Origin of the sequence: Sulfitobacter pacificus (assembly GCF_030159975.1) — a bacterium.
Classification (GTDB): Bacteria; Pseudomonadota; Alphaproteobacteria; order Rhodobacterales; family Rhodobacteraceae; genus Sulfitobacter; species Sulfitobacter pacificus.
Window position 1 is genome coordinate 2,110,106 of the sequence record NZ_BSNL01000001.1, and the last position, 26,658, is coordinate 2,136,763.

Annotated in this window: 20 protein-coding genes and 1 tRNA gene; 10 read left to right on the top strand and 11 right to left on the bottom strand. The window is 59.0% G+C overall.

Translation table 11 applies throughout. The annotated features are described in order from the left end of the window. Positions 1 to 67 precede the first annotated feature (67 nt). From QQL78_RS10580 to dtd, 4 genes are all read left to right on the top strand, one after another. Complete coding sequence (locus QQL78_RS10580) at positions 68 to 628, top strand: cytochrome b/b6 domain-containing protein (protein ID WP_284373224.1); 561 nt, start codon at positions 68 to 70, stop codon at positions 626 to 628. Positions 629 to 673: 45 nt separating this feature from the next. Then, positions 674 to 1,783: a TFIIB-type zinc finger domain-containing protein gene (locus QQL78_RS10585; RefSeq protein WP_284373225.1), complete on the top strand. Its 1,110-nt coding sequence runs from the start codon at positions 674 to 676 to the stop codon at positions 1,781 to 1,783. Beyond that, positions 1,780 to 2,454, top strand: coding sequence for a nitroreductase (locus QQL78_RS10590; RefSeq protein ID WP_284373227.1), 675 nt, complete (start codon positions 1,780 to 1,782; stop codon positions 2,452 to 2,454). The genes QQL78_RS10585 and QQL78_RS10590 overlap by 4 nt, the downstream gene beginning before the upstream one ends. Positions 2,455 to 2,518: 64 nt before the next feature. Next, entirely contained in the window at positions 2,519 to 2,962 is a 444-nt protein-coding gene (gene dtd / locus QQL78_RS10595; protein WP_284373229.1) for a D-aminoacyl-tRNA deacylase, read from the top strand. 200 nt (positions 2,963 to 3,162) lie between these two features. Here dtd and QQL78_RS10600 read toward each other — a convergent pair whose 3' ends face one another. The 5 genes from QQL78_RS10600 to QQL78_RS10620 all read right to left on the bottom strand — a co-directional run bounded on the left by QQL78_RS10600 (position 3,163) and on the right by QQL78_RS10620 (position 11,515). Next, entirely contained in the window at positions 3,163 to 4,353 is a 1,191-nt protein-coding gene (locus QQL78_RS10600) for an HlyD family type I secretion periplasmic adaptor subunit (protein ID WP_284373231.1), read from the bottom strand. Further along, a complete protein-coding gene (locus tag QQL78_RS10605) occupies positions 4,350 to 6,578 on the bottom strand; it encodes an ATP-binding cassette domain-containing protein (protein ID WP_284373233.1) in 2,229 nt (742 codons plus the stop codon). Before QQL78_RS10605 ends, QQL78_RS10600 begins: the two co-directional genes overlap by 4 nt. Next, positions 6,575 to 7,861 (bottom strand): TolC family protein, encoded by a 1,287-nt coding sequence (locus QQL78_RS10610; RefSeq protein ID WP_284373235.1) that lies wholly within the window; start codon positions 7,859 to 7,861, stop codon positions 6,575 to 6,577. The genes QQL78_RS10605 and QQL78_RS10610 overlap by 4 nt, the downstream gene beginning before the upstream one ends. A gap of 117 nt (positions 7,862 to 7,978) precedes the next feature. Beyond that, on the bottom strand, positions 7,979 to 11,200 hold the full coding sequence (locus QQL78_RS10615; protein ID WP_284373237.1) for a BapA/Bap/LapF family prefix-like domain-containing protein: 3,222 nt from the start codon (positions 11,198 to 11,200) through the stop codon (positions 7,979 to 7,981). A 147-nt stretch (positions 11,201 to 11,347) separates the two neighbouring features. Further along, entirely contained in the window at positions 11,348 to 11,515 is a 168-nt protein-coding gene (locus QQL78_RS10620) for a hypothetical protein (RefSeq protein ID WP_284373239.1), read from the bottom strand. Between QQL78_RS10620 and QQL78_RS10625 the strand changes: the two genes are divergently transcribed. From QQL78_RS10625 to QQL78_RS10650, 6 genes are all read left to right on the top strand, one after another. After that, positions 11,514 to 13,508, top strand: a complete 1,995-nt coding sequence (locus QQL78_RS10625) for a CocE/NonD family hydrolase (protein ID WP_284373241.1) — start codon at positions 11,514 to 11,516, stop codon at positions 13,506 to 13,508. The two genes, QQL78_RS10620 and QQL78_RS10625, sit on opposite strands and share 2 nt — an antisense overlap. Positions 13,509 to 13,627: 119 nt before the next feature. Beyond that, positions 13,628 to 15,232, top strand: a complete 1,605-nt coding sequence (locus tag QQL78_RS10630) for an ABC transporter substrate-binding protein (RefSeq protein ID WP_284373243.1) — start codon at positions 13,628 to 13,630, stop codon at positions 15,230 to 15,232. Between the two features lie 13 nt (positions 15,233 to 15,245). Further along, positions 15,246 to 16,202: an ABC transporter permease gene (locus QQL78_RS10635; protein WP_284373246.1), complete on the top strand. Its 957-nt coding sequence runs from the start codon at positions 15,246 to 15,248 to the stop codon at positions 16,200 to 16,202. A gap of 124 nt (positions 16,203 to 16,326) precedes the next feature. Further along, a complete protein-coding gene (locus QQL78_RS10640; protein WP_284373248.1) occupies positions 16,327 to 17,142 on the top strand; it encodes an ABC transporter permease in 816 nt (271 codons plus the stop codon). After that, positions 17,142 to 18,794, top strand: coding sequence for an ABC transporter ATP-binding protein (locus QQL78_RS10645; protein WP_284373251.1), 1,653 nt, complete (start codon positions 17,142 to 17,144; stop codon positions 18,792 to 18,794). The genes QQL78_RS10640 and QQL78_RS10645 overlap by 1 nt, the downstream gene beginning before the upstream one ends. 240 nt (positions 18,795 to 19,034) lie before the next feature. After that, positions 19,035 to 19,871, top strand: coding sequence for an alkaline phosphatase family protein (locus QQL78_RS10650; protein ID WP_284373256.1), 837 nt, complete (start codon positions 19,035 to 19,037; stop codon positions 19,869 to 19,871). A gap of 1 nt (position 19,872) precedes the next feature. On the opposite strand, the gene QQL78_RS10655 is transcribed toward QQL78_RS10650, so the two are convergent. The 6 genes from QQL78_RS10655 to QQL78_RS10680 form a co-directional block, all read right to left on the bottom strand. Then, complete coding sequence (locus QQL78_RS10655; protein WP_284373258.1) at positions 19,873 to 20,808, bottom strand: alpha/beta hydrolase; 936 nt, start codon at positions 20,806 to 20,808, stop codon at positions 19,873 to 19,875. After that, complete coding sequence (locus tag QQL78_RS10660) at positions 20,805 to 22,682, bottom strand: acyl-CoA synthetase (protein ID WP_284373260.1); 1,878 nt, start codon at positions 22,680 to 22,682, stop codon at positions 20,805 to 20,807. Before QQL78_RS10660 ends, QQL78_RS10655 begins: the two co-directional genes overlap by 4 nt. A gap of 202 nt (positions 22,683 to 22,884) precedes the next feature. Then, positions 22,885 to 23,316 carry a peptidoglycan-binding protein LysM gene (gene lysM / locus QQL78_RS10665; RefSeq protein WP_284373262.1) on the bottom strand — a complete coding sequence of 144 codons (432 nt, stop codon included), beginning with the start codon at positions 23,314 to 23,316 and terminating at the stop codon, positions 22,885 to 22,887. 68 nt (positions 23,317 to 23,384) lie between these two features. After that, entirely contained in the window at positions 23,385 to 25,187 is a 1,803-nt protein-coding gene (locus QQL78_RS10670) for an ABC transporter transmembrane domain-containing protein (RefSeq protein WP_284373264.1), read from the bottom strand. An 83-nt stretch (positions 25,188 to 25,270) separates the two neighbouring features. After that, positions 25,271 to 25,345 (bottom strand) — tRNA-Gly (locus tag QQL78_RS10675). A 101-nt stretch (positions 25,346 to 25,446) separates the two neighbouring features. Beyond that, entirely contained in the window at positions 25,447 to 26,622 is a 1,176-nt protein-coding gene (locus QQL78_RS10680; RefSeq protein WP_348540760.1) for an AI-2E family transporter, read from the bottom strand. Positions 26,623 to 26,658: the final 36 nt, after the last annotated feature.

The following is a 26,658-nucleotide window of genomic DNA, read 5'->3' on the forward strand; positions in this document are numbered from 1 at the left end:
AGGCGATCACAATATTCCCGCATCAGGCGGCCTGAAACTTTCGGGCCGCCTGTGTCGTATCTGGAACATGTCCCGCCTGTCCTCATTGCTGCCCCCTCTGCCCTCGCGCCGTGCGACGCTCAAGGCGGTGCATTGGGCCATGGTGCCCCTGCTGATCTGGTTCCTGCTGGTCACCCCTGACGATGTACTGCCCTTCGGCCCCAAAGCCTTTCAGGCCCATTCGCTGCTTGCCTTGTTCTTTGTCACCCTCTGTCTGCTCTGGACCGCCGATTACCTGCGCCGGGGTCTGGCCAGCCGCCCTGGGCCAAAACTGCCGCCCTGGGCGCGCATCACCCACCAGCTGCTGCACAAAAGCCTGATCTGGGGGCTGTTCGGCATCGCGCTCACCGGCTTCCTGCTGGGGTTGACCTCTGCTGTGCTGCTCAAGGCCGGTGGCATCCTGCCCATTGCGCCGCCATTGGATATGAAACAGGCCAATGAAATCATCGGCCAGATCCATATCTTTGAATTCTACCTTGTTGCCCTGATCGCCGTCATCCATGCGCTGTTCCACATCTGGCGGCAGGTTCATCTGCGCGACAATGCCCTGCGGATCATGACCCCCAAGGCGCTGCACCGGTTTTTGTGATCAACCCCGCTGGAAGAGCGGCCCGTAGGGCGCTATGTCTGACCCATGGACGATACACCCCTTCCCGATGCGCCCCTGTCAGAACACCGCTTTCCCTGTGACACCTGCGGCAGTGACCTGCGCTATGCCCCGGATGCAGGGCGGCTGGTCTGTGACCATTGCGGCAATACCGAAACCATCGAAGGCAGCGGTTTTAACGTACAGGCCATTGCCGAACTGGACCTGCGCGCAGGGCTGAACGCCGATCTCCCCCCCGAGCAGATGGAAGAAACCCGCGTCACCACCTGCCCCAATTGCGCCGCACAGGTGGAATTCGACACCGGCAAACACGCCACCGAATGCCCGTTCTGCGCCACCCCTGTGGTGGTCGACACCGGTACCAACCGCCACATCAAACCCCGCGCTGTTCTGCCCTTTGCCCTGACCCAGGAGGTCGCGCGCGATGCGATGAACGACTGGCTGGGCGGTTTGTGGTTCGCGCCCAACGGATTACAGGAATATGCCCGCAAAGGGCGCCGGATGCAGGGGATCTATGTCCCCTATTGGACCTATGACGCCAATACCCGCAGCAGCTATACCGGCCAGCGCGGCACCGTCTATTACGTCAGCGAAACCGTGATGCGTGATGGCAAACGGGTGACGCGGCAAGTGCCCAAAGTGCGCTGGCGCGCCGCCTCCGGCCGGGTCTCGCGGTTCTTTGACGATGTGCTGGTGCTGGCCTCCAAATCCCTGCCGAAGAAATACACCGATGCCCTTGAACCCTGGGACCTCTCAGCCCTTGAACCCTATGCGCCTGAATACCTCGCCGGTTTCCGCGCCGAAGCCTATGCCGTCCCGCTGCAAGACGGCTTTGCCGAGGCCCGCGCCCATATGGACCGCGTCATCGAACGGGACGTGAAATTCGACATCGGCGGCGACCGCCAGCGGGTGCATAGCATCGACACGGATCTGTCGAACCTGACGTTCAAACATGTGCTGCTGCCGGTCTGGCTGGCGGCCTATAAATACCGTGGCAAAACCTATCGTTTTGTCGTCAACGGGCGTACCGGTCGGGTACAGGGCGAACGCCCCTTCTCGGCCATAAAAATCACCTTTGCGGTGATCCTTGGTGCCATCGCGGCCGGGATCATCGGCTATCTGGCAGCACAACAATGACCGCATATGACACTCTGCACGACACGTTGAAATCACGGTACTCCTGCCGCGCCTTCCGCCCTGATCCGGTGCCGGATGCCACCATCACCGATATCGTCAAGGCCGCCCGACACGTCCCCTCATGGTGCAATGCCCAGCCCTGGCAGGTGACAATCACCAAAGGTGCTGCAACCGCCTCCTTTCGCAGCATGATCAGTGATCTGGCCGCCGCCGGCACCCCGCCCGCCCCCGATCTCGCCTGGCCCGCCGGCTACAGCGGCGCATACGCTGACCGCCGCCGCAGCTGCGGTTTCCAACTCTATGATGCCGTCGGCATCGCAAAATCCGACCGCGCAGGGCGCGCGGCCCAAATGATGCGCAATTACGCGCTGTTTGACGCGCCGCATGTGGCGATCATCCATTCTCCTTCCGAACTTGGCCCCTACGGTGCCATGGACAGCGGCGGCTTTGTCACCGCCTTCACCCTGGCTGCCACGGCACTTGGCATTGCCACCATCCCCCAAGCCGCCATCGCCGCCTATGCACCGCAGGTACGGGACCACCTCGGCATCGCGGACGACCGGCTGGTGCTCTGCGCGATATCCTTCGGTTATGCTGACACTGACCACCCCGCCAATGGATTCCGCACCTCCCGGGCCACCTCTGCTGACATCATCGACTGGAAAGAATGAAATGTTCCCGATTTCCCTGGCAACACGTGACCCTGCCCCCTCTCCTGCATCGGGAACTTTCTAAATGCGCGCGCTCCTGCAACGTGTCACCGCCGCCTCCGTCACCGTGGATGGCACAACAATCTCCGAAATCCCCCATGGCCTGCTGATCTTCGTCTGCGCCATGCCCGACGACACCCCGGCAACCGCCAAGGCCCTCGCCGCCAAAATCGCCAAACTGCGCCTGTTCAAAGACGCCGATGGCAAAATGAACCTCAGCCTGTCCCAGACCGACGGCGCGGCGCTGGTGGTCAGCCAATTCACCCTGGCCGCTGACACCCGACGCGGCACCCGCCCCGGCTTTTCCTATGCCGCCAAACCCGAACTTGCAAAATCCCTCTACGAAGGGTTTGCCGATGACATCGCCGCCCTCGGCATCCCCACTCAGCGCGGCCGCTTCGGTGCCGACATGTCCGTGGCCCTCACCAATGACGGCCCGGTCACCATCTGGCTCGATACCGATACTTAATCCGATTGGTTTCGGAGCCGCCCTTGCTTGAGAACAGGCGGACATAAGGCGGGACGGTTGCCAAGGTAAATCCACGCGGGGCCCCTTTGGGGATACGTTGATTTTCCTTGGGAAGCGGCGCGGCTTTTGTCAGGCAGGGATCAATCAAGGGCGGCTTTGAAACCCATTGGTTTTGGTGGGCCCGCAGCCTCTTCCTGCCCCTAAGGCTCGCGAAACGCCTCTTTGCTCTTGTACAAAGGCTTCAGCAAATACTGCAAAACCGTCTTTGAGCCTGTATGCAGCTCCACGCTTGCCTGCATCCCCGGCCGGATTCGCAAGGAGGCCTGCCGCTCAGTCAGATGCTCCGTATCCACCTGCAAGGTCACCTTGTAATGCGGGTTGCCATCCGCCTCACGCGCCCGTTCATCCTTGAAAGTATCCGCAGAGATCAACGTGACCTTGCCCTTCAAGGTGCCAAAAATCGTGTAATCATATGCCGAGAGCTTCACCGTCGCATCCTGACCCGGACGCACACCGGCGATATCCTCCGGCTTGACCCGCGCCTCGACAAACAGCTCTTCACCCAGCGGGATAATCTGTAAAATCTCTTCACCGGGGCGCACAACGCCGCCAATGGTGGTCACCGACAGGTTGTTCACAATCCCACGCATCGGGCTTACCAGAACCGTACGGTTCAACTGATCGGTGCTGGCCTTCAGGTTCTGGCGCAATGTCGCCAGCTCTTTCAACACATCCGAATATTCCTGTGCCCGCTCCAGCTCTGTCTGGGTGGTCACCTCATCATAACGGATCTGCGCATCCGCATAGGATTTACGCGCGCGTGTCGCCTCGATCAGGGAGACGATGTTGCGCTCCAGCAGATCATTCATCAGGTTGGCTTCGCGTTCAGCTTCAACCAACACCCGTTTGGCCCCATCCGAGCGGGACACAAAATCCGACTGCCGTGCCCGCAACAGGGTCCGTTCCGATTCCACGATATTCGGGGTGCGGCCTGCCCATTCATCCGGCACCGTAAAATCAAACTGCCCGGCCAGTTCCGCCTCCAGACGCAACCGGCGGATCTCGAATGCCGATATTTGATCCCGCAGGTCATCCACCGAGGATTGAAACTGCGTGCCATGCAACCGTGCCAACACGTCACCGCGTTCCACGATATCCCCCTCACCCACGGCCAGCTCGGCCAGAATACCACCCTCAAGGTTCTGGATGATCTGCGGGCGTGAGGATGAAATCATCTCACCTTCCGCGCGTACAATCTCATCAACCCAGGCAAAGGCCGCCCAGATCAGAAACACCAGTACCGCCCCGCCACACAGCCAGATCACCGCTGAAGGGCCGCGCATCTGACGCGTCATCTGCGCATCCATGGTGGTGGGGTTCACAAGTGTCATGCCGCCTGCCCTTTGGTGCTGGCAAGATGGCTCAGCACCTTGTCCTTGGGTCCATCAATCGTCATCTGCCCGCCCTGCAAAACCAAGGTCCGGTCAGTCAACGCCAGAATAGGCGCGCGATGGGTGGCGATGATCGCGGTGCGCCCCTCCATCCATGTTTCCAACCGGCTGACCAGGGTGCGTTCCAGCGTCTGATCCAGCGCCGCCGTCGGCTCATCCAGCAGGCATACCTTGGGGTCCTGCAACCACAACCGGGCCCAGCCGATCGACTGGCGCTGGCCAATGCTCAACCCCGCCCCATTGTCCTTGATCTCCAGATCCAGCCCTTTGTGGTGCTCTTTCACAAACGGCCCCAACCCGGCAAAATCCAGTGCCTCCTGCAAGCGTTTATCGTCCCGCTCCAACATCGTCAGGTTCAGGTTGTCGCGCAGCGTACCGGCAAACAGACGCACATCCTGACCCAGATAGCCGATCAACCGGCGCAGATCGCGCGGCTCAATCTGGCTCATTTCTGTGCCATCAATCATCACCCGTCCGGTTTCCGGTGAATAAAGACCACTCAGCAGTTTCAAAAGTGACGACTTGCCCGACCCGTTGGCCCCCAACACCGCAACTTTCTGCCCCGGCAGGATCGCCATGCCTTTGATGTTCAGCGTTGGCGCACCGTCCTCTTCATAGCGAAACGTCACATCGCGCAGCTCGAAATGCCCCTTTAGGCTTTCGCGGCGCAGGTAGCTGCGGCTTTCATCAGCGTCCTGTTCGGCGCTGGCGATCATCTCCAACCCGTCCAGTGCGGATTTCACATTGCCCCAGCGCGCCATGGTGCCCGCCAGCTGCGTCAGCGGCGACAGGGTTCGTCCGGTCAGAATACCCACCGCGATGATCGACCCCACTGTGAACTGTCCCGCAAACACCAGATATGTACCGGTGATCACTGCTGCAACATAGGTGCCCTGCTGCACGCCCTGCGACCAGAACGTCAGGGTCGAGGCCAGCTTGCGCTGCTCGGATGACTTCACCGCCTGCACCGTGTTCAACTCTTGCCACAGACGCGCCACACGGTCTTCACCGCGCTGGGTCTTCAAGGTGTCGAGTTCGAAAATCGTCTCATGCAACAACCGCGAGGATTTGGCCGACGCGCCTTGGGTCTCCTGCGTCAGGCGGATCATCTTGCGCTGCAAAAAGAACCCCGGGATCACCATCAGGATACCGCCGAGTACCAGAACCCAGACCACGTTGCCCGCAATGCTTGCGACCAGAAACAGAAACACAAAGATGAACGGCACATCCGCAATTGTGCCAATGGTCGAGGCGGTAAAGAACTCGCGCACTGACCCGAATTCACGCATCGCCGAAAACACCTGATTGGGGGCCTGCCCCTTGGCATCCGATTTCATGCCCAAAATCCGCTCCATCAGGATTTGCAGCACGGAAATTTCAATCTGCCGGCCCGCCCCATCCATCAGACGCGCACGGGCGATCTTGATAAAGGCTTCCATCAGCAAGGCCAGCCCGGCACCAATCGCCAGGACCCACAGGGTGGCTTCGGATTGATGCGGGATCACCCGGTCATAGACCTGCAAGGAAAACAGCGCCACGGCCACTGCCAACAGGTTCGCCACAAACGACCCCATCGCAACCTCACCCATCTGGCGTTTGAAACGGCCAAACTGGCCCCAGAACCAATGTGGTGCGGCGCTTTCGGTCTTATGGGTCTCGGCCACCTTGGCCAGCGGCGCTTCCGCGCGGACCAGTAACCCAGCAAAGAAGGGTTTGAAATCACTGACCGGCACAAAGGCGCGGTTGTCAGGACAGCTGGTGTCGAAAATGATCAGATCGCCGCGCGACTGGCCCATCACCAAAAGCACCTGACCGGATGTCATATAGGCCAGCGCCGGCCAAAGATCCGCGCTCAGCGGACCGGCTTTGGTGACCTGCGCCAGCAACCCAAGCGAGCGCAGCCCATGCGCAATTGCGGATGCTTCATCCTTATCCTTGGCACCCTCGCGGGTCGCACCGCCAATCGCTTCGAACAGATCCCGGCGCACTGCCTCGACCCCCAGCAGACCGGCATAGGTCGCAGCCAGCTGCGCACGCACATTGATGCGTTCCTCAAAACTGGATGGCTTCGGGGCCTCGGACGGGCGTCCATCCCCATTGGCCGCCGCAAGACGTCCCTGATTTCCATTACTGATCTTTAGAGTAAAGGCGCGTTTCTGGCTCAAATCTCATCCCCATCGGCCAGCACGCCCAACAGGCGTGCCAGATCGATCTGCAACTGTGCAGCCTCATACTTTAACGTGACCTCAGCCTGCTGCTGGCGGGCAAAAGTCTCGTATACACTCACTATATCCATGACCTGACGTTGGCCTGCGTCATATTGTTCCTGAAACACATCCAGATTGCGCTGTGCCTGCGCCGTCAGATTACTGGCCTCTTGCGCCTGACGCGACTTGGCGGCGATCTGCCCCTCCAGTTTGCGCAGCTTGCGGTTGGCATCTTCATTGGCCTGCGACACCTGACGGCTTGCCGCCTCTTTGGCTTCCTCGATGGCACGCAGGGTGGCACCGGTGCCAAAACCCAGCAGCGTGTCGGAACTGACACGCAGCCCCAGATCGGAATTCTCGCCAATGGTCCCGCCTGCCGACAATCCGGGCAGTTGATCCGCCCGGTCGATCTTGGCCGCCGCAATGGCGCGGGTCTTTTCGGCCTCGGCCAGAACCACATCCAAGGGCTGTGCCGCCTGCGAGGATACCCGCAAGGCAGGCACACCATGCAAACCGCTCAGCGGTTCGATGGACATGGCGTTCAATTCTGCAATCGCAGTATTGGCCGCTTCGACATTGGCCGCACGATCCGCACGGATTTCAGACAGCTTTTGGCGCAGGATGTTCAAATCGGAACTGTCCGACACGCCCCCTTTGACGCGCTCTGACATGATGTATTCAAACTGCCCCATGTCGCGCAGCGATGCTTCAGACAGGGTTGCTTTCTCGCGCGCCTCGGCGGCGGTAACATAAAGTGCAAGGGCGGTATGCACCCGGTCGTTGGTATCCTTGGCGAGGTTCACCGCAGCAACTTCCACGTCGGCAATCGCAAATTCGCGCTCACCCTTGCGCCGGCCATTGTCGAACAACACCTGATCCACCACCAGATTGGCCACCAAGGACCCCAGCGATGTCAGGCTGATGTCTGGCCCGATCTTGGGCAACCAGTTCTTTGATGCCGCTTCCGAACGCAACCGCGCTGCCCGTAAATCAGATTCCGCTGCCCGCGAATTGGCCGCCAGCACCGACGTCGCCACCCGCGAATAGCTGCTGCCTGACGGCAATGCGGAACTGCGTGCCGACAGACCCTGAATGATAGTGCTTTCGGAGTTTACTTTTTCCGCATGGCTGGGACGTGCAACGGAATTTGCATCCGGGGACTTCAGCCGCGCAACAAAATCACCCGCATTGCCGCCCGCATCCGACAAACATCCTGTCAGGGTAAACGCAACCGCACACACTCCGACTGCCCTTTTTACACCTTGCCCCATATCCTGCCCTCAAAGCCCCGGTTCTATGACCGATATTGTCGGGGGCGCGGGTCATTTGACGCCCGCGCCTCTCCTTGGTCTTTTCGCTTAGGTGATCACATCGATCTGGTCGTCGACGATGATCGTGCCTTCGGTACCCAGTGAGTAATTCGTGTAGCCGCCACTGCTTGGCCCACGTGTCGCACCCAGGATCGTTACCGTGTCATCTGCACCGCCCATGACCAGCAACTCGTTGGAGTTGCTCGACAATGCCAGAAGTGCGGCTTCATCGATGGTCAAGTTGCCCTCTTCGGCAAAGGTCATGTCCACAGTTTCGATGTTGTAGTTGCCCAAAGTCGGATTGTTGATCGCAATCGTTGAATTTGGTGCCCCATCATCCAATACCACATAGGTCCCGGTGGTGTTCTGCGCATCATCGGTCGCAGTGATGACCAGATGCGACCCGTCCGGCACATCAGAGTTGAAGTCAATGTTGGTCTCATTGCGGGTCGTGCTGTCGCTGCTCTGCGATGCCACTTCCGTAATCGTGCCATTGTCCTGCACCTGATAGACCGCCAGATCATCATCGGTCTGATCGGTAGAGATGCCGCGGAACCCGACACGCCCTTCGTTCAGGCTTTCAATCGCCGGGCCGGTTGGGGCCGAGGTATCAATCGCCAGCGTGTCGTTGATCGTGTCGACGTTACCAACCGCATCCGTGGCCGTGACCACGATGGCGGCATTGTATTCGCCAGAGCGGATCGCGGAAGGTGGGATGGTCAGGCTCCAGTTGCCCGCATTGTCCACATTCGCCACATAGGGCGTACCGTCAAAGGTCACGGAAACGGTGCTGCCCACTTCGACTTCACCGCCCAGATCAATGCCTGTGGCCGCTTCGGCGATGTTGACCGTGTTGTCATTCCCGCCTGCCCCGTCGTCCATGTTCAATGGCACAACTTCCGTGTCCACATTCACAACGTCAGAGACGGTTGCGGTATTGCCCGCGCGATCCGTCGCCTGAACCGATACAGTTGCAGTATAGGTGCCCTCGGACACTTGGCTGGAGGCATAGTTGGCCACCCAGGTCCCGTTGGCCGCGACAACCGCATTCACCGCCACGCCGTTCAGCGTGACCACAACAGCGGTTGAACCAACCTCAGTTGTACCCGTGACCTGAACACCACCACCGGCAAGACGTTCCGCACCGTTGATGGTGCCGTCACCCTCAACAAGGTCGGCCGCAACGCCAAGGTTGTCTACCCGCGTATCCACTTGAACACTGTCAGAAGCGTTCAGCGTGTTGCCCGCCGCATCTGTCGTCGTTGCCGCGATCTGTGCGGTATAGACACCCGGTGTCACATCCGTGCTGGAATAATAGGCCGTCCAGTTGCCCGCGCTATCGGCGCTGACCGTCTTGCTGACGCCGCCCATGGTCACAGTGACCATCGCATTTGCGTTAGATGTCCCGGTCAGCACCACACCATCAGAAGCCTCGGCTTCGTTGACGATGTCGTCGCCTTCAACCGGAGCCGGGCTGATGGTCAGAATGCCACCGTCACGGTCGATCTCAACATTACGGGTGATGGTATCAACGTTGCCGGCAATATCTGTTGCAACGGCTGTCATCACAGCGGTCTGTTCGCCCGCCGGAATGGTGCTGGACGCAAAAGTGACGGTCCAGCTGCCGTCTGCGGCCACAGTTGCGGCCTGATTGGACCCGCCAAAGGAGACCATGACGCTGGAACCCGGTTCCGTTGTCCCTGTCATCACAAGGCCTTGCGCCGCTTCTTCGTTGTTGATCACACCGTCTGCACCACCAGTGGTGCCGGTAAAGGCAAAGTCACGCACCAGCGTGTCAATGTCCACCAGCCCGGTGGCCGTGCTGGAGTTGCCCAGCGCATCAGTCGCCACAGCGGTTACAGTCGCCTGCAATTCGCCGGTTGGCACTTCGCTCATCGCGAAATCAGCGGACCAATTACCATTGGCGTCAACTGTTGCATTGTGTGACCCGGTGCCAAAGCTGACAACCACTGTCGATCCCGCCTGCGCGGTACCGGTCAGGGTCACGCCGTCCAGCTGCTCCACCGCGTTAACGATGCCGTCTGTTTCAACATTTGCCGTGTCGATGGTCACATTTGAAACCGTATCGATGACAACAGTGTCCGTGATTGTTGTGGTATTGCCAAAGGCATCCGCGCTGACAATCGTGACACCGGTGGAATATTCACCGCTGTCAAGCGTACCTGCGGCCCAGTTGACCGACCATGTGCCCGCTTCGGAAACGGTTGTGGTCTGCTCGATCCCGGCAATGGTCACCAGAATAGAGGCACCCGGCTCACCGGTCCCCGTCAGGGTCACACCGTTGCTAAAGCTGACCGCGTTGAAGAAATCGCCAACGGAGTCCGTCCCGGTTGCCACATCCACCAGCGGCGGCGTCAGATCGATCACATAGCCCGGACCGTCCAATACGACTTCACCACCTTCGGTCACAACCGTAACAACCGCCTCATAGGTACCATCCGGCGGGAAGTTCGGCGGCATGAAACCACAGGTAAAGAAACCTTCTTCGTTGATGACAGTTTCAGCCTGCACATCCCCCAAAGTCACCAGAACCTTGTCGCCCGGCGCACCGCCACCTGTGATGGTGATCGACTGTTCAGCATCATCGCCACCGATTTCGCCGACGCTGTCGGGATCGTTGACATAGGGGTCCTGAACCAGATCGCGGTCGTTGTCGGGCCCACCGACATTGCCACCACCGTCGCCGCCTTCGCCGCCGCCGTCGCTGCCTTCACCTTCACCGCCACCACCGCTGGCACCAATGACCGCAGCGCCGCCAACAACCGCAGCTGCCGCCGCAGCAGAACCGCCGCCAAAAAGACCGGCCCCCAACAGGGGCGCAGGGAACATCGAGACTTCATCATCCGCATACCCGGCTGCTGCCAGCTCGGTACGGCCCAGATAAATCAGATCATCCGAGGGAGACCACTTGCCCCACTGCTCGGTTGGACCAAACTGGGCATAAAGCTCACCCGAGCCCGTATCCACAAATGCCACCTCGTTGAGGTACCCATCTGCCGAGATGAACAAGCGGTTCGGGGTGCCCGATCCGTTGAAATAATTGTCAATCGTGATTTGACGCCCGTCGGTCAGGGTGATCACCAGATCACTGCCCTCACGCACCTGGCTTGCCAGATCGACCTGTCTCAGATTGAGAGAAATTTCCTGACCTGCGCCAGCCTGAATAGCGTGTGTTTTGGCACCATCCGGCACCGTGCCACGCTGCAAACCGCCCGCACTATCGCGGACGACGAAATCAATCGCCTTCATAACTTCACCACTCTACCTCAAAGCACCCGTTCTACGCGGAGCCTATCGTTTTTGTTTTCAAGCCGGTCCGTTCGAGCGTCCCGTGCCTACTGTTATTCTTACCTAATTTGGTACCGGGAAATTGGCTTTTTGACTAGTGGCTTTTTCTTAACGATTCGTTAATTCTATCCAGGCGGGAAAATTTTGCCCATTTATCGCCTTCAAAATCGTCACGCCGAATCCCCCGTCCTGCGAAAAACACTGCCTGAGCGGGGCGTCCAGTGCAGCAAAGCAACAGTTGACAAAAAAACCTTGCCCCTTGACGGTTAGCGTCATGAACACCTCCCCAAACGCTCTGCGCGCGCTCACCGAAGACCCCGATTTCGGGATCACCCTGTCCGATGGATGCCGCCTTTCGGCGCGTGTCTGGATGCCCGAAGATGCCGGTGACGACCCGGTTCCGGTGATCCTTGAATACCTGCCCTACCGCAAACGCGACGGTACCTGCGCACGTGATGCCCTGACCCATCCATGGTTTGCTGAACACGGATATGCCTGTGTACGGGTCGACATGCGCGGCAATGGTGACAGCCACGGTGTGATGGAAGATGAATACGCCCCGCAGGAACAGGCTGACGCCGTCGAAGTGATCAATTTTCTGGCCGCTCAGCCGTGGTGCAATGGCCGTGTCGGGATGATGGGGATCAGCTGGGGCGGGTTCAACGGATTGCAGGTTGCTGCCCTCGCGCCGGAACCACTGAAGGCGGTGATCACCCTCTGTTCAACGGTCGACCGCTTTGCCGATGATATCCACTACAAAGGCGGCTGCCTGCTGAATGAAAACCTCGGCTGGGGCGCGACCATGTGGTCCTATTCCGCCCGTGCCCCGGACCCTGCCTTGCGCCCCGACTGGCGGGAAATCTGGCTGGAGCGGCTCAAGGCCGAACCCTTCCTGCCTGCCATCTGGCTGCGCCACCAGCGCCGCGATGCCTATTGGCGTCATGGCTCTGTGATCGAGGATTACAGCGCCATCAAGGCCAAGGTGCTGGCCGTCGGCGGCTGGGGCGATGCCTATAAAAACGCAGTACCGCAACTGGTCGAAGCCCTGCCCGGTGCCAAAGGGATCATCGGCCCATGGGTGCATAAATATCCGCATTTCGCCGTCCCCGAACCGCGCATCGGTTTCCTGCAAGAGGCGCTGCGCTGGTGGGACCGCTGGCTCAAGGATGCCGATACCGGAGTCGAGGATGATCCCGACTACCGCGCCTATCTGATGGACGGTGTGCGCCCGGCACGTTGGTATGCTGACCGACCGGGCCGCTGGATTGCCGAGGTAAAAGGTGCCACCTCGCATCTGGACAGCGACCTGCTGCACCTCACTGATACCGGGCTTCAGCCCGAAAAATCCCCACTGGATCAAACTGTCTCCTCCCCGGCCCATTGTGGCGCAGAGGCGGGCGAGTACTGTGCCATCTGGCTTGGCCCGGAAACCCCCGGTGATCAACGCAGCGACGATGCGCTCTCCACAAGTTTTGACAGCGCCCCGCTGGCGCAGGACATGGACATCGTCGGTGCCCCAAGGATCACCCTCACCCTGACCAGCGATCAACCACAGGCGCAGATTGCCGTGCGCCTGAACCACATCCACCCGGACGGTGCTGCAACCCGTATCACCTATGGCGTGCTGAACCTGTCGCACCGCAACAGCGCGTCAGATCCCTCTCCGATGACACCGGGCACGGCGCAAGAGGTAAGCTTTACCCTTGATCACATCGCCTACCGCCTGCCCAAGGGGCACCGGCTGCGCGTGTCGATCTCGGATGCCTATTGGCCGCTGCTCTGGCCCTCGCCCATGCCAACCTGCCTTCACCTCAGCGCCGGTCACATCACCCTGCCCCAGCGTCCGACCAAGGGCGGGGATGAACATCTGTTTGAACCTCCCACCGCAGCAGAACCATGGGAGGTCGAAACCCTGCGTCCTGACAACCATATCCGCCGGCAAGAAACCGATACGGTCACCGGGGTGGTCAGCCTGATCATCGAAGATGATTTCGGCGCGGTACGCGATTTGGATCACGGGCTGATCTCTGGCTCTGTCGCCCGTGAACATTGGTCGATCCACCCCGATGATCCCCTCTCTGCCAAGGGAACTTGCCACTGGACAGACTGCCTGACCCGTGACGAGATTGCCCTGCGCACTGAAGCGCGGTGCGAAATGACCTCGGACGCCACGCATTTCCACTTGACCGCCCGCATCGAAGCATTCGAAAACGACACCTGCGTCTACAGTCACGACATCACCGAAACCATCCAAAGGGATCACCTCTAGCGGGAATGCGATAATCATCCCCGGAATAACCCTTGCGAGATGGGCTGAAATGATTAACGTTGATTCATCAATCAACAAAAACTTGTGCCCAAGCGCAGACACCTCACGGGAGATAACCAATGAACAACGAACTGAAACATCTGACGGGCAAAGTGGCCTCGGGTCTGATGACGCGCCGCGAATTTGTCGGCCGTGCCGCAGCACTCGGCGTCACCGCCGCTGTTGCCAATACCATGCTTGCAAACTCTGCCGCGGCAGATGGCCATGCCAAGCCCGTCCGCGGTGGCATGATGAAAATCGGCTCCTCGGGTGGTGAATCCACCAACACCCAGGATCCCGCACTGGTCGCTTCCGAAGCGCCTTTGAACAACATCCGCTCATGGGGTGAATTGCTGGTCGAAGTCGACGCCAAAGGTGAACTCGATTACCGCATGGCCGAAAGCGTCGAAGCTTCTGCCGATGCCAAACAGTGGGTCTTCAAGATCCGCAAAGGCATTCCATTCTCCAACGGCAAGGATATGACACCGGACGACGTGCTGAAAACCATGCAGCGCCACTCCAATGAGGATTCCAAGTCGGGTGCCCTGGGCATCATGAAGGGCATCGCCGAGATGAAGGTCGATGGCGACAACTTCATCGTCAATCTTGAAGCGCCAAACGCCGATTTGCCATATCTGATGTCCGACTATCACCTGATGATCCAGCCCGGTGGCGGCATGGATGATCCGGGTGCCGCAATCGGTACAGGTGCCTATACCCTCGAAATCGACGAGCCCGGTGTGCGCCACGCCTTTAAACGCCGCGATGATTACTGGGACGCGGAGAACCGTGGCTTTGCGGATGAAATCGAACAGCTGGTGCTGAACGATGCCACCGCCCGTACCGCCGCGCTGCAGTCCGGTCAGGTCCACATCATCAACCGCGTTGACCCAAAGGTTGCCGCCCTGCTGGACCGCGCCCCCAACCTGCGTGTTGAATCCGTTGCTGGCCGTGGCCACTATGTTTTCATCGCACATAAGGACACCGCACCTTTCGACAATAACGACGTGATGCTGGCGTTGAAATATGCGATCAACCGCGACGAAATGGTCGACAAAATCCTGCGCGGCTATGGCACCAAAGGCAACGACATGCCAATCAATGCCGCCTACCCGTTGTTTGACGAAACCATCCCTCAGCGCGAACATTCCATCGAGAAGGCCAAAGAGCATTACGCAAAATCCGGCCACGACGGCTCGCCGATCGTTCTGCGTGTTGCCGATGGTGCCTTCCCCGGTGCGGTGGATGCCGCCGCCCTGTTCCAGCAGTCCGCCCAAGCGGCGGGTATCCCGCTGGAAATCAAGCGTGAACCAAACGACGGCTACTGGTCCGAGGTCTGGAACGTACAGCCCTTCTGCGCCTCCTATTGGGGTGGCCGTCCGGTACAGGACCAGATGTATTCGACTGCCTATCTGTCGACCGCAGACTGGAACGACACCCGCTGGAAACGTCCAGAGTTTGACGCGATGCTCAACGCGGCCAAGGCCGAGCTGGACAACGCCAAGCGCAAGGAAATCTATTCCAAGATGGGCCGCATGTTGAACGAAGAAGGTGGTCTGATCCTGCCAATGTTCAACGACTTCGTTGCCGGTGTATCTAGCGACATCGGTGGTTGGGCAGACGATCCAAACGGCCCTGTGATGAACAACATGTCACATTTCAAATGCTGGTTGAAGGACGCTTAAGGGCGGCCGGATCATGCACCCCATTGTAAAACTGATAGCCCAGCGCATTGCGCTGGGCCTGATGCTCCTCTTCGCAGCATCCATCCTTATTTTCGGCGGCACAATGTTGCTGCCCGGCGACGTGGCCCAGCAAATCCTTGGCCAGTCTGCGACCCCCGAAAGCCTCGCCAACATGCGTGCCGAACTGGGCCTGAATGACCCGCCCGTGACGCGCTATTTCCAATGGCTCGGAGGCTTCCTGCAAGGCGATCTTGGCACCGCTTTGACCAACGGGCGCGACATCGCCGAAAGTCTGGGCTCCCGCCTTGGCAACACGCTTTTCCTGGCCTTCTGGGCGGCCGTCATCTCGGTGCCACTGGCCATCTTTCTTGGTCTGCTGGCCGTGCGTTACAAAGACCGCATTCCTGATAAACTGATCTCGGCGGTGACCCTCACCACGATTTCGATCCCCGAATTCATGATTGGCTACGTGCTGATCTACTGGATCTCGATCCGCCTTGGCTGGTTCTCTTCCGTCGCCATCATCAATGACAGCATGTCACTGGGCCAGAAGCTGAACGCCATCGCCATCCCTGTCATGGTGCTGACCCTTGTGGTGCTGGCCCATATGATGCGCATGACCCGTGCGGCGATCCTGAACGTCATGCAATCGGCCTATATCGAAACGGCTGAACTCAAAGGCATGGGCATGCTGCGTATCATTGCCAAACACGCCTTCCCCAATGCCATCGCCCCCATCGTCAATGTGGTGATGATCAACCTCGCCTATCTGGTGGTTGGTGTGGTTGTCGTCGAAGTGGTCTTTGCCTACCCCGGCATGGGGCAATACCTTGTGGACCATGTCGCCAAACGCGATGTGCCTGTGGTACAGGCCTGCGGTTTGATCTTTGCTGCAGTCTATATCGGGCTGAACCTGATTGCCGACATCGTTTCCATTCTGGCAAACCCAAGGTTGAGGCATCCAAAATGAAGACGGCGTATTTTTCCCCGAAAAAATGCGCCGCGTGCGACCCCGCGTTTTTGCCCTGCAAAAGCGCCGGGAGACACTCGGTTGCGTTTAAGCACCTGATCACACCACCATTCTGGAAAGCGTCATGAAGAACATTCCCCTCTCCGCACTGATTGGCCTGTTCTTCACCGGCCTGTTCTTCCTGATGGCTCTCTTCGCCCCCCTCATCGCCCCCTATGGCATGGCCGAAGTGGTCGGCGATGTCTGGGAGCCGTCCTCAAGCGAGTTCCTGCTGGGCACCGACAACATCGGACGTGATCTGCTGACCCGCCTGATCTATGGCGGGCGCACCACGATCTTTATCGCCACCATGGCGACCATCCTCAGCTTCACACTCGGCTCTGTGCTTGGTTTCTTCGCGGCTGTCTCGGGGGGCTGGGTGGATCAGGTCATTAGCCGCTTCATCGACCTGATCATGTCGATCCCCTCGCTGATCTTTGCGCTGGTGGTTCTGTCGGTCATGCCGACCACGACTTTCATCCTGATCCTGCTGATGGGGCTGCTGGACAGCACCCGCGTCTACCGGCTGGCCCGCGCGGTCGCGGTCGACATCACCGTCATGGACTACGTCGAAGCCGCCCGCCTGCGGGGCGAGAAAATCGGCTGGATCATCTTTCGCGAAACCCTGCCAAACGCACTGTCGCCGCTGGTCGCCGAAATGGGCCTGCGCTTCATCTTTGCGGTGCTTTTCATCTCGACCCTGTCTTTCCTCGGCCTTGGCGTACAGCCGCCGCTGGCGGATTGGGGCGGCATCGTGAAAGAGAACAAGGAAGGCATCAACTATGGCATTCAGGCCGCACTCTATCCCGCCTATGCCATCGCCATCCTCTGCATCTCGATCAACCTTGTGGCGGACTGGATCCTGAACCGCACCACCTCGCTTAAGGGAGGGCGCGGCTAATGTCAGACCCATCATCCAACCAACCCCTCCTCAAGGTGCGTGGCCTTAAAATCGGGGCCACCGTCTATCCCCCCGGCGAACGCCCCCGCCCGATTGAAATCGTGCATGGTGTCGACTTCGACCTCGAAGGCGGCAAGGTTCTTGGCCTGATCGGGGAATCCGGTGCGGGTAAATCCACCATCGGGCTGGCTGCCATGGCCTATGGGCGTGGTGGTGTGGAAATCACCGGCGGCGAGGTCCACGTCAATGGCCGCGACATCCTGAAATCAGGCATCCGCGATGTGCGCCGCCTGCGCGGTGGGGAAGTCACCTATGTCAGCCAATCCGCCGCCGCCTCCTTCAACCCTGCCAAAAAGATCATGGAGCAGGTGACCGAAGCGGCAATCTTCCAAAAGAAATTCACCAAGGCAGAGGCAGAGGCCCGCGCAGTCACCCTGTTTGAAAAACTGGGTCTGCCCGATCCCGAAAACATCGGCGAACGCTACCCGCATCAGGTGTCCGGCGGGCAGCTGCAACGCTGCATGACCGCACTGGCGCTCTGTCCCGAACCCGATCTGGTGGTCTTTGACGAACCCACCACAGCGCTGGACGTGACCACACAAATCGACGTGCTGGCCGCGATCAAGGAAGCGATCCGCGACACCGGTGTGGCCGCGCTTTACATCACCCATGACTTGGCCGTTGTGGCGCAGGTGTCTGATCACATCATGGTCCTGCAACAGGGCGCGATGGTTGAATATGGCACCACCGACCAGATCATCAACAACCCGCAAGAGGAATACACACAGGCGCTGGTCTCTGTGCGGTCGATCACCCATGAGGAAAAGACGCCAACCGACAATCCGCTGCTGCGCGTTGAGAACATCACCGCCCGCTATCGCGGTACGGACTTTGACGTGCTCAAGGATGTGAATGTCGATCTGCACCCCGGCCAGACACTGGCCATCGTCGGCGAGTCCGGCTCGGGTAAATCCACCCTCGCCCGCGTCATCACCGGGCTTCTGCCCCCTTCACAGGGCAGCATCACCTTTGATGGGCGCACCCTGTCACCGGACCTGCCCACCCGCAACCTTGAAGACCTGCGCGAGTTGCAGATGATCTATCAGATGGCCGATACCGCCATGAACCCGCGCCAGACCGTGGGCACTATCATCGGCCGCCCGCTGGAATTCTATTTCGGCCTCAGGGGCAAGGCCAAACAGACCCGCATTCAGGAACTGCTGGATGAAATCGAACTGGGCGAAGGGTTTCAGGACCGCTATCCTGCGGAACTCTCCGGCGGGCAGAAACAACGTGTCTGCATCGCCCGTGCGCTGGCTGCCAAACCCAAGCTGATCATCTGTGACGAGGTCACCTCGGCGCTTGATCCACTGGTCGCGGATGGCATCCTGAAACTGCTGCTCAAACTGCAAAAGATCGAAGATGTCTCATATCTGTTCATCACCCACGATCTGGCCACGGTCAAAGCCATCTCTGACAGCATCGCGGTGATGTTTCAGGGCAAGGTGGTGCGCTATGGTCCCAAGTCACAGGTACTGTCGCCCCCCTTTGACGACTATACTGACCTGTTGCTGTCATCTGTCCCCGAGATGAAACTCGGCTGGCTGGAAGAGGTGCTTGCGCATCGCAAAATGGAAAGCGCTGGCAACTGATCTGCGGCGGGGCAAAAATTGCCCCTGCCGCCCTAACCCGCTCGCGCTATTAACCCCGCAAAAACATACACCGGGGGGTGCATCAGAGGTGTACCGGGGGTGCACAGAGGGTGACACGGTGTTTCCCCATAAAACAAAGGCTTTAACCCCCGGTTCGCGGCGTTTTGGTCCCCCAGCGTTAACCATTGCACCCGCCCCCCCGCGCCGCCAACATGAGACCATCCAAAACGGAGCTTCACCATGGATAAGAAACTACTGCTGATCATCCTTGATGGCGTGCCCTACCGCAATTTCCGCCGCCTGTTCGGCAACCTCGAAGGCTGGGTCGACAGTGGCGATGCCCGTGTCTGGAAACACCGCGCCGCCCTGCCCTCCACCTCGGCCTCCTGCTACGCCACCATTCACACCGGCGTCACCCCGCAGGAACACGGCTGCACCGGCAACGGCAATGTCTTCCGCCTGAAACACAAGGATGTTTTTGCACAGACCCGCGCCGCCGGCGGCGTGACAGGGGCCGTTGCCCATTCCTTCTGGTCCGAATTTTTCAACCGCCATCCCTTTGACTACGTTAGGGATATCGAATATGATGAACCCGACAGCGATACTATCAACCATGGCCGTTTCCATACCATGACCGGTTACGGGCTGATCAATCAGATGACCCCCTCAGACGTTGATCTCTTTGCCACCCTGACCAACCTCTGCCTGCGCCACGGGCTGAACTACGGCATGTTGCACACCTGTACTCTGGACAGCATGGGCCACCGGTTCTTCCACGAAAGTCAGGAGATGGACCACGCCTGTCACGTCATGGACGAGATGCTGGCCCCCTTCATCCCGCAGTGGCTGGCGGCCGGGTACGAGATCATTGTCACCGCCGATCACGGGCAGGACGAACGCGGCCATCACGGCGGGCGCGGGGCGCTGCAGCAGGAAACCGCCCTGTATTACTTCGGCCCCGCCGAAGGCCCGCCTGCGGATACCGTAATTGACCAAGTGCAACTGGCCCCGACGATCCTGCACCGGCTTGGGGCACAAGCCGCTAACACCATGAAAGGCAAGAGTTTTCTAAGCTAACTCAATAGGGCCAGTCGCGCCGCCCAAGGGCCGCGACACCCTCGACCACCCGGTCAAAAAACACGGCCGCCCGCGCACTCATATTGCGGGCGCGCAGGCAGGCATGCACCATGCCCGGCTCATTAAACCACACCGCTTTGCCCCCTGCGCCAAGCACCGCATCGCGATAGGTTTCCCCATCACTGGCCAATGGATCACATTCGGCGCTGACGACAACTGTGGGAGGTAACCCCCTGAAATCATTGTCATGTAGCGGTGCCAGCCTCGGATCGTTTTCTGGCAGATCCGCCCCGCCGGTGCGCACTGTCTTGTAAAATTCCAGATCTGCCATGGTCAGCTGCGGCGCATTGGCGTGAGTGACATAAGACCCCTTGCTTTGGTCACCACCAAGGCCGGGATAGATCAACACCTGCCCGATGATCCGTCCGTCCACACGCCCGCGCGCATGATGCGCCACCGCTGCCGCCAGGTTGCCCCCCGCGCTGTCCCCGCACAGCAGGATGTCGCCACTACGCTCTTGTGCGATGGCCTCAAAAGCCGCCCATGCATCATTGAAACAACGGGGAAACACCGCTTCCGGGGCAAGGGCGTAATCCACTGATATCACATCAAAACCGGTGCGATCACATAGCTCTGCACAGATGTCATCATGGCTCTCCAACCCGCCCACAACAAACCCACCACCGTGATAATAGATCACCGTGATATCGCTGCTGCCCGATGTGTAGTGTCGGCAGGGAACCCCGCCAAAGGGAAGATCCACCACCGTCACCCCAACCGGGCGTGGCACACGGAAGACGCGGCACATGTCGTCATATGCCGCGCGTTGTTCGGCAATACTCATCTGCACCGCATCCGGCGGATAGGTTGCGTCCAACCGGGCAATATAAGCCCAGGTCTCCGCGTCTATCAGGGCGGTATAGTCGGGCCCGCTCAAACCGGATCCCACGGACGGGTAAAGCCGCCCAGAGCGCTCTCTACATCCGCATCAGAGGCGCCGTTCATCGCGAGCATGGCCACCAGACCACGCTTCTTGTCATCAACCACGTGATCCACCCGCGCAGCGCTGCCAGCAGCTTCAAGGGCCCGGTCATAAACCCTTGTAATCGCGTCCTTTCGCAGGTCGGGTTTAAAGATTTTACCCACCGCAGTCTTGGGCAGCTCATCCATGATCTTGATGTGCTTGGGCTGTGCCGCGCGCTCTTTCACATGCTCTTTGCAATAGGCGATCAATTCCTCCGGCGTCACCGTCGCCCCCTCGACCAGTTCGACAAAGGCGCAGGGCAATTCGCCCGAATGCACATCCGGCTGCCCAATCGCCCCGGCAAAGGCCACCGCGTCATGACCCAGCAGCGCCTCTTCGATTTCGGCAGGGTCAATATTATGCCCCCCCCGGATGATCAGGTCTTTCGAACGGCCAGTGATCCACAGATAGCCATCCGCATCCACACGCCCCAAATCACCAGTGCGCAGATAGGTGCCATCGTAATACAGATCCTTGTTTTTCTCTGCCTCTGTATAGGTGTTACCAACGTAAACGCCCGGATTCGAAACACAAATTTCGCCCACCTCATCCATCCGGGCTTCGATGTCGCCCTCTGCACTGCCTTTGACGATCTTGATGTCCGTATAGGGAAACGGAATGCCGATTGAGCCGATTTTCTTTTGACCATCCACCGGGTTACCAGACACCAGACAGGTGGCTTCGGTCATGCCGTAGCCTTCGACAATGGTCATGCCCGTGGTCTTTTCAAACCGGCGAAACAGCTCCAGCGGTAAGGGGGCCGAACCGGAAAAGGCGGTCTTTACGCTGGAAATATCCGCATCAATCGGCACCTGCATGGTTGCCGCCAGCGCCGTGGGCACCGACACCACAAAGGTCACCTTATAGCGCTCCACCAGCTTCCAGATATTGGCGAACACCCCTTCCCCGCGATAGCCCTGCGGCGTCGGAAAGACCACATGCGCGCCGGATGCCACGGCCCCCATCAGCATCACCTGACAGGCCATGACGTGAAACAGCGGCAGTGGACAAAGCATCACGTCATCCGCGCTGAGCAAGGTTTTGGCCCCGACCCAGCCATTGTAGATCGCACCAGAATAAAGGTGCTGCGCCACCTTGGGCATGCCGGTTGTGCCACCGGTGTGGAAATAAAAGGCAACCCGGTCTTCCTGAATATCCTCAAACGACAGACTGGTCGGTTGCTTGTTCATTTCAGCGTTAAAGTTCAGATACTTCGCCTGATTTTCAACCCTGCCTTTAGGACGGATCAACGGCACAATCCACGATTTCGGCGGGGTCAGGTAGCGCAGCAGATCAACCTCAAGCACCGTATGTACGCCGGGGGCCAGCTTGACCGCCTCTGCGGTTTTCTCGGCCACATCGGTCTTCGGGAACGGCCGCAGGGTCACCACGATAGAGGCCCCGGTTTCGCGCAGGATTGAACCGATCTGTTCAGGATCAAGCAGCGGGTTGATGGGCTGCGCAATCCCGGCAACCGCCCCGCCCAACAGGGTCAGCACCGCCTCGTTACAATTGGGCAGGACATAGGCAACCACATCCTTTGGGCCGATGCCCATGCCGCGCAGCATATTCGCGGTCTGGGACACTTTGGCATGCAGCTGCGTCCATGTGAACGTTTCGGCCTTGTCCTTTGGACCCGACAGGATCTGATAGGAAATCGCTTTGTGGTTGGGAAACTTTTGTGTGGTTTCGCTGAGTTGTCCGTAAAGTGTCACGGGCACGTCACGATCTGCCCATGGCATTTCATCGACAATCGCATTGCGGTCTTTCATCCCGGCGTATGGCATCGCCTATCCTCCCTTAGCGGCCAGTTTTTCGGCCTTTGTTATTTATGAAGGAAAGGATGCGGCGTAATCGAATTTTCCGCAAGTATCGCCTGATGCAAAACGCGGCGTAATTTCTCAATTAATCACCAAAAAGGGCGGCGGCACCTTTCTGTGCCACCGCCCTGTTTTATCTTTCCGATACCGGCATCACACCGGCAGGTGCCTAGGCCGTTGGAATGCGCAGAACCTGACCGGGGTAAATCTTGTCCGGGTGGCTCAGCATCGGCTTGTTGGCCTCGAAAATCTCGGGGTAACGAGACGCCTTGCCCAGAGTTTTTTGCGCAATCGCCGACAGGGTGTCACCCTTTTCGACAGTGTGGAATGTCGGCTCGCCTTCGCCGCCGCTGATCTGGTCATCCACAGCGGACACACCTTCAACGTTGCCCACGGCCAGAATGACCTTTTCCTTCATTTCCTGACTGACAGCTGTGCCGCTGACCTTGACCTGATCACCCTCTACAGTGATGTCCAGACCTTCCGCGTCCAGACCAAGGTCTTTCAGCTCGTCCTGCAGCGCCGCGCCGGAAACTTCCGCATCATCATCGCCACCAAAGACTTTCTTGCCGGCACCTTTAACAAAACTCCACAAACCCATTCTGGTTCTCCCCTTATATGTGTTCGCCCGGAGTATGACCCGTTTTGCGGCACAGGTAAAAGGGGGAATTACGGGGTTGGCATGCCATCGGTGAATTGCAGCTTGGCCAAGCGTGAGTAAAGCCCGCCTTTGGCCACCAGCTCATCATGGGTACCCGTCGCCACCACCTGCCCCTTGTCCAGCACGACAATCCGGTCCGCCTTCTTCACGGTCGCCAGACGGTGCGCGACAATCAGGGTGGTGCGATTCTGGCTCAGAAGGTTCACCGCCTCTTGCACCGCGCGTTCGCTTTCAGCGTCCAGCGCGCTGGTGGCTTCATCCAGCAGCAGCACCGGCGCATCCCGCAGAATGGCGCGGGCAATCGCGATACGCTGTTTCTGCCCGCCCGACAGCATTACACCGCGCTCGCCCAGATAACTGTCATAGCCATCCGGCAGCCCCGCGATGAACTCATGTGCAGCCGCCGCTTTTGCAGCGCCCTCTACCTCCGCATCGGTGGCGTCGGGACGACCAAAACGGATGTTCTCCGCCGCGCTGGCGGCAAAGATAACCGGATCTTGCGGGACCAGTGCAACAGCGGCGCGAAAATCCGACCGTGTAAGATCCCGCAGATCGACACCATCCAATGTGATCCGCCCCGATTGAGGGTCATAAAACCGCAGAAGCAACTGAATAATCGTGGTTTTACCGGCACCTGACGGGCCAACAAAAGCAACGGTTTCTCCCGGCTTGATATCAAGGGTGACCCCCTCCAAGGCAATCGTATCCGGCCGCGCCGGATAGGTGAATTCCACCGCCTCAAAGGCAATTTCGCCGCGCACCGGCCGGGGCAACCTTTGGCCGGCTTCGGGGTCCAGCACGGTATCATCGGTCTGTAACAGTTCGATCAATCGTTCAGTGGCCCCGGCAGCGCGTTGCAGCTCGCTCCAGATTTCAGACAGGGCCGCAACCGCGCCCGAAACCATCACTGCATAGATCACAAACTGCACCAGTGAACCGGCGGTCATATCGCCGCCGCGCACGTCGCGCGCCCCGATCCACAACACGCCAACCACACCGGAAAACACCAGAAAGATCACGATAACCGTCATGAAGGCGCGGATCTTGATACGTTCCTTGGCCTTGTCAAAAGAGGCTTCTGTGATGCTGGAGAACTGCGCGCGGCTGGCGTTCTCATGGGTAAATGCTTGCACCGTCTGCACCGCGGTCAGGCTTTCAGAGGCATTGCCAGAGGAGGCCGCAATCCAGTCCTGGGTTTCCCGGCTTAGCTTGCGCATCCGCCGTCCCAGTGTCAGAATCGGAACAACCACCGCGGGCACGATCAACAACACCAGCCCCGCCAGCTTGGCCGAAGTCAGCAACATCAGTACCAGCCCCCCGATAAAAATCAGGAAGTTGCGCAGGGCAATCGAGATGGAGGAGCCGATCACCGATTGGATCAATGTGGTATCCGTGGTGATCCGGCTTAACACCTCGCCGGTCAGGATGCGTTCGTAGAAGGCTGGGCTCATCCCGATGACACGGTCAAACACCGCCATACGAATATCCGCGACAACCCGTTCACCCAGCCGCGTCACCAGCGCGAAACGCAAGGCCGTGCCCAGTGCTAAAAGCGCAGCAACCGCAAGGGCGGCCATGAAATACTGATCCAGCAGCTGCACATCCGCAGTGTCGAAATTATCCACCACACGGCGCACCGCCAGCGGCATCGCCAGCGACACCATGGCCGTTGTCACCAATGCAACGCCAGCGGCCAGCATCAACCATCGATAGGGCATCAGAAACGGCAACAAGGCCCGCAATGAACCGAAACGGCGCGACTTTTCACGCTCTTTATTGCTATTGGGCACGGGGGACGGCGCAACTGCCATGGGACTTCCTCTATTGCGTGCACGCCTGATGGCGCGGCTGGCCGTCAGGGTCAAGCGTCGAGGATGTCACATGCAGGAAGATCTGGAGCGGGCGGAGGGAATCGAACCCTCATCTTCAGTTTGGAAAACTGAGGTCTTAACCATTACACAACGCCCGCTCAGCGATGCCTTCTCTATGTGATCGCGCCATGAGCGTCAACTGAGCAGATGCAGAGCAGGTAAAATTTATCCGCTCAGCGGATCAGCGGGATATGCGCCGCTAGGCGTTGTTTTCGGGTACGGCTTTGGCACCCAGAAAATTGCCAAGCACCGCCATGCTGGGCACATTGTCACAGATGACTTTCAGCATCACCAGAAACGGCACCGCCATCAGCGCGCCCGGAACACTCCATAGCCAGCTCCAGATGATCACCGTCAGGAAAACCGAAACCGTGTTCATATTCAACCGCTTGCCAAGGATCGTCGGGGTAACGAACTGCGCCTCGATTGATGTCAAAAGCGCATAAACCACTGCCGGCAGCAGCCCCATCCCAAGCGTATCGAAACTAAGCACACCAAAGGCAGCAACCAGCACGGCACCAAACAGGCTGCCGACAAACGGCAGGAAATTCAGCGCAAAAGCCAGCCCGCCCCAGAGCATAGGATTGGGCAGTCCAATAAGATACATCGCCAATCCGACACATAGGCCAAGACCTGCGTTGATTATTGTGATGGTCAGGAAATAGCGTGAAATCTGCCGCTCAATATCGCGGGCTGTGTTTTTTGCCCGGCGCTTGTCGGAAGACGTCCGAAAGGCATCAACCAACTTGTCATAAAACAGGTCTCCCGAGGCCAGAATAAACAGGGCAAAGATCAAACCAAGGGCGGTGAGCCCCATAAAATTCGCAATACTACCTGCGGCGAAAGCCAGCAAACCGGGTTGTTTGACCGTCACCACAGCCGCGCCGTCGCTGCCACTGGCAAGTTCTTCGACCTTCTCGCTCGCGTCTTTGACATCTTCGATCGAAGCCAGCACCCCCCGAAGCTTTTCACGCAACTCTGCCCCCATGGCGGGCACATCCGCCACGATCTCGGAAACCGGGCCACTTAGCAGGTAAAAACCCAAACTCAAGGCCATACCCGCGCCAAATATGATCGCAACAGCCGCCACAGACGTGGGAATGCCGACCCGAGCACAGCTGCGCACCACCGGGCTGAACGTCAGCGCGACCAGCAAACCAATCATGATCGGGAAAAACATATCCCTGGCCACATAAACCGCGGCAAAACCCATAATAATCACAACAAGAGTGAGCAGATTTTTGATTTTTCGTAGATCGTCCAAGACCGTCACCCCAATAGATACAAGCGCACCGGACGCTGCATGCCCATTCTTAACCAACCGGCGCGGATTTGGTTCCCCTGCTATGTCAAATATTAAAGACAGACCAAACACGAGGGGATAAGTGTAGCCTTTCAATGGCTATCTGGG

Excerpts from the sequence above, each read along its gene's own strand:
- QQL78_RS10600 (WP_284373231.1), bottom strand. The coding sequence starts at position 4,353 with ATGACACTTGTGAACCCCACCACCATGGATGCGCAGATGACGCGTCAG.
- QQL78_RS10625 (WP_284373241.1), top strand. The coding sequence starts at position 11,514 with ATGAACACCTCCCCAAACGCTCTGCGCGCGCTCACCGAAGACCCCGAT.
- QQL78_RS10645 (WP_284373251.1), top strand. The coding sequence starts at position 17,142 with ATGTCAGACCCATCATCCAACCAACCCCTCCTCAAGGTGCGTGGCCTT.
- QQL78_RS10640 (WP_284373248.1), top strand. The coding sequence starts at position 16,327 with ATGAAGAACATTCCCCTCTCCGCACTGATTGGCCTGTTCTTCACCGGC.
- QQL78_RS10615 (WP_284373237.1), bottom strand. The coding sequence starts at position 11,200 with ATGAAGGCGATTGATTTCGTCGTCCGCGATAGTGCGGGCGGTTTGCAG.
- QQL78_RS10590 (WP_284373227.1), top strand. The coding sequence starts at position 1,780 with ATGACCGCATATGACACTCTGCACGACACGTTGAAATCACGGTACTCC.
- QQL78_RS10635 (WP_284373246.1), top strand. The coding sequence starts at position 15,246 with ATGCACCCCATTGTAAAACTGATAGCCCAGCGCATTGCGCTGGGCCTG.
- QQL78_RS10585 (WP_284373225.1), top strand. The coding sequence starts at position 674 with ATGGACGATACACCCCTTCCCGATGCGCCCCTGTCAGAACACCGCTTT.
- QQL78_RS10660 (WP_284373260.1), bottom strand. The coding sequence starts at position 22,682 with ATGCCATACGCCGGGATGAAAGACCGCAATGCGATTGTCGATGAAATG.
- QQL78_RS10580 (WP_284373224.1), top strand. The coding sequence starts at position 68 with ATGTCCCGCCTGTCCTCATTGCTGCCCCCTCTGCCCTCGCGCCGTGCG.
- lysM (WP_284373262.1), bottom strand. The coding sequence starts at position 23,316 with ATGGGTTTGTGGAGTTTTGTTAAAGGTGCCGGCAAGAAAGTCTTTGGT.
- dtd (WP_284373229.1), top strand. The coding sequence starts at position 2,519 with ATGCGCGCGCTCCTGCAACGTGTCACCGCCGCCTCCGTCACCGTGGAT.
- QQL78_RS10650 (WP_284373256.1), top strand. The coding sequence starts at position 19,035 with ATGGATAAGAAACTACTGCTGATCATCCTTGATGGCGTGCCCTACCGC.
- QQL78_RS10620 (WP_284373239.1), bottom strand. The coding sequence starts at position 11,515 with ATGACGCTAACCGTCAAGGGGCAAGGTTTTTTTGTCAACTGTTGCTTT.
- QQL78_RS10630 (WP_284373243.1), top strand. The coding sequence starts at position 13,628 with ATGAACAACGAACTGAAACATCTGACGGGCAAAGTGGCCTCGGGTCTG.
- QQL78_RS10670 (WP_284373264.1), bottom strand. The coding sequence starts at position 25,187 with ATGGCAGTTGCGCCGTCCCCCGTGCCCAATAGCAATAAAGAGCGTGAA.